1 protein-coding gene is annotated in these 2,916 nt (G+C 49.6%); it reads left to right on the top strand.

The genetic code is table 11. The annotated features are described in order from the left end of the window. Positions 1-763 precede the first annotated feature (763 nt). Positions 764-2,916: hypothetical protein (locus tag IVW53_15710; GenBank protein ID MBF6607010.1), on the top strand; the 2,153-nt coding region annotated here is incomplete at its 3' end.

The raw sequence follows: 2,916 nt of genomic DNA, 5'->3' as shown, positions 1-2,916 counted from the left end.
GTGTTTCCTCTCAGGTCTCAAAGATGGTGTCAGGAGAGAGTGTACCTGGAACCCACAGTCTGGGACACCTTTTCAGGATTTGCAAAGCCTGATCTCCTATGCTGTCAATTTTGAGGCGAGCCAAAAGAGGAACACCTCATTACCAGCAGATTTGGGTGATGAACCAGACCAGCACACAAGCAACAACACAAGTACAAGACAAGCAAATGGGGCCTTTGGCCAACAAGGGAAGAAGAGGAAAAGGGACGAGCCCAACAAGACTAGCGGTTACAAGCGGGGTGTGTTGAAACAGGGACCAGCGCCTTCGCCTGACAACTGGCGGCCTCATTTCACGCCGCAGTACCCCTCCGGCAGCCGAGAGCAGCTGTACGCGTCTGCCTTGGACCTGTGCTTCCACTGCGGCGAGAAGGTCAACGTCCCGGGCAAGCCGCGGATCCCTGGCGCGCATGATCGTGGACTGCACAACTGCCCGGTGAAGATGGCCAACGGCATGCCTACGCCCATCATCGTCCCAGACGCCTGGACGCCTCCCCGCAAGCCCGGGTCAGTAACTGAGACCTCCTCTCTCTCCCCTCTCCTCACAGAGCCCACCGAGCGCAACTGTGGTTTGAGTTCCACAGAACAAGACCAGCTACAAGCTTTGACTGGTCGGAGGATTTCTGTGAAAGTCCTTCCAGACCAGGTGGATAATTTACCAGCACTAGCACACCAGCATGATCATGTGTGGTTCTCGTGTGAGACCCCTGATCAGGTTACTAGCTTTATGACCAGTTATAGGGCTCTGAAAATTCAGCAGCCCTCCATGTCCCTGTGCATCATGGTGCCCAAAGGCTTTGGAGCCTGGAGGTCATGTTTGCAGAGCATGAAAGTGCTCAGGGAATACAAGCCAGGGGACTGTGTCTTTGATACAGTTAATTTTCCCCTGAGACAAGCCATGCAGATTCTGTATGACCCACCAGCCCAGCCCACTAGCCCACACCCCAGACTGCGAATGCTCGTGCAAGGCACAGTGCAAGGTGTTCAGGTCAATATTTTGCTGGATTCAGGTTCAACTGACTCCTGCGCCTCCCAGCATTGTGTTTCTGCGGGGGGATGGGCAACGAGCGCAACAAGCACAAGACAAGTCCGCGCCTTCAATGGCAGCAAGCAGAAGACTAGCACTAGCTGTACAATAGACCTCTGTATGAATACTTACAAGGAACCAGTAGATCTGCTGATCATTGATATGTCTTTTGATATTATCCTGGGACAAGATTGGCTAGCCAGGCACAGGACAAGCTTGCATTTTGATGGACCAGCAGTGGCATATTTTTACCACTTAGGTTTCATGCATTCAGTGCCGGCTGTCCCAGACGTACATATTAACTGGGACACTCAGACTCTGAGCCCAATTATAAATGCTCTGTCTTTTGAACATGAGCTGAAAGCAGATGATGCTGAAACTTTCATGGTGTTTGTAAGGAGTGATTCTGAACTCTCCTGTGACTCCATGATAAATGCCAGCATCTCACAAGCACCAGCACAAGCATCTGAGGATCTCTCACAGGTAGACAAGCTAGTGCATGACTATTCAGATGTGTTGTGCACAGAGCAACCTCAGGGATTGCCACCAGACAGACCAGTTGTACACACAATCCCTCTCGTGAATGAAGGATTGACTGTGTTCAAGCAAATCTACCGACTCAGCCCTGCTGAGAAGGAAGAAGTGCAGAGACAAGTACAAGATTTGCTGAGCAAGGGCCTGATTAGACCTTCCACTTCTCCTTTTGGCAGTCCTATACTGTTTGTGAAGAAGAAGGATGGCACCCTCAGAATGGTCATAGATTACCGTTCGCTCAACAAGATCACAATTAAAAACAAGTACCCTCTGCCCAGGATAGATGATCTGTTTGATCGCCTGCAGGGTGGTAAATATTTTAGTAGTCTTGACTTGATGTCAGGCTATCACCAGATTAAGATCAAAGACTCAGATGTGCCTAAGACTGCGTTTCGCACACCAGTGGGGCATTATGAGTTTTTGGTCCTGCCGTTTGGTCTCTCAAACGCACCAGCCACTTTCCAGTCAGTGATGAACAGGATATTTGAGCATCTGGATTTTGTTATCGTTTATCTCGATGATATCCTGATCTTCAGCAAGTCACTGGAGGAACACAAGCAGCATGTTAAAATCGTGCTGGACATTTTGAGGAAGGAAAAGCTGATTGCTAAGCTTCCCAAATGCTCCTTTTACCAGACTAGCTTACCCTTCCTGGGCCACATAGTGGGGGCCGATGGCCTCCGCGTGGATCCCAAGAAGATACAAGTTGTACAAGAATGGCCTACACCAGCAAATGTGAACCATGTGCAGCAGTTTCTGGGCCTTGCCAATTTCTTCAGGGATTTTGTGCAAGGCTATTCCCAGCTGTCTGCACCTCTCACAGACTTGACTCGCAAAGGCCACTTTTTTCAGTGGAGTCAGGAACACAAGGATGCCTTTGATGGAATCAAGTATGCACTCACGCATGCTCCATGCCTGGCATTACCTGACTTTACTAAGAAATTCCAGATAGAGTCAGATGCTTCAGGATTTGGCATTGGTGCCGTCCTGATGCAAGAGAGAAGGCCTGTTGCCTATTTTAGCCGCAAGCTTTCTAGTGCGGAGACAAGGTACAGCACTAGTGACAAGGAACTACTAGCTGCCTTCTGTGCTGTGATCCACTATCGATCATATGTGCAGGGCCGGGTTTTTGACCTCATTACAGATCACAAGCCCAACACTGGAACTTTCAGGACTATGACCAGGATGCAGATTAAGTGGACTGGGTATCTGGCAAGTTTTGGTGAAGAAAATATAAATTTCATTTACCAGCCAGGGCGCACAAATGTAGCCGACCCGCTCAGCCGTAATCCTGCATTCCTGTCAGCCCTAGTGACCAG

The organism is Chloroflexota bacterium (genome assembly GCA_015478725.1).
In the GTDB taxonomy this organism is placed as follows: domain Bacteria; phylum Chloroflexota; class Limnocylindria; order Limnocylindrales; family CSP1-4; genus C-114.
This window is presented reverse-complemented; position numbering and strand designations above follow the sequence as displayed.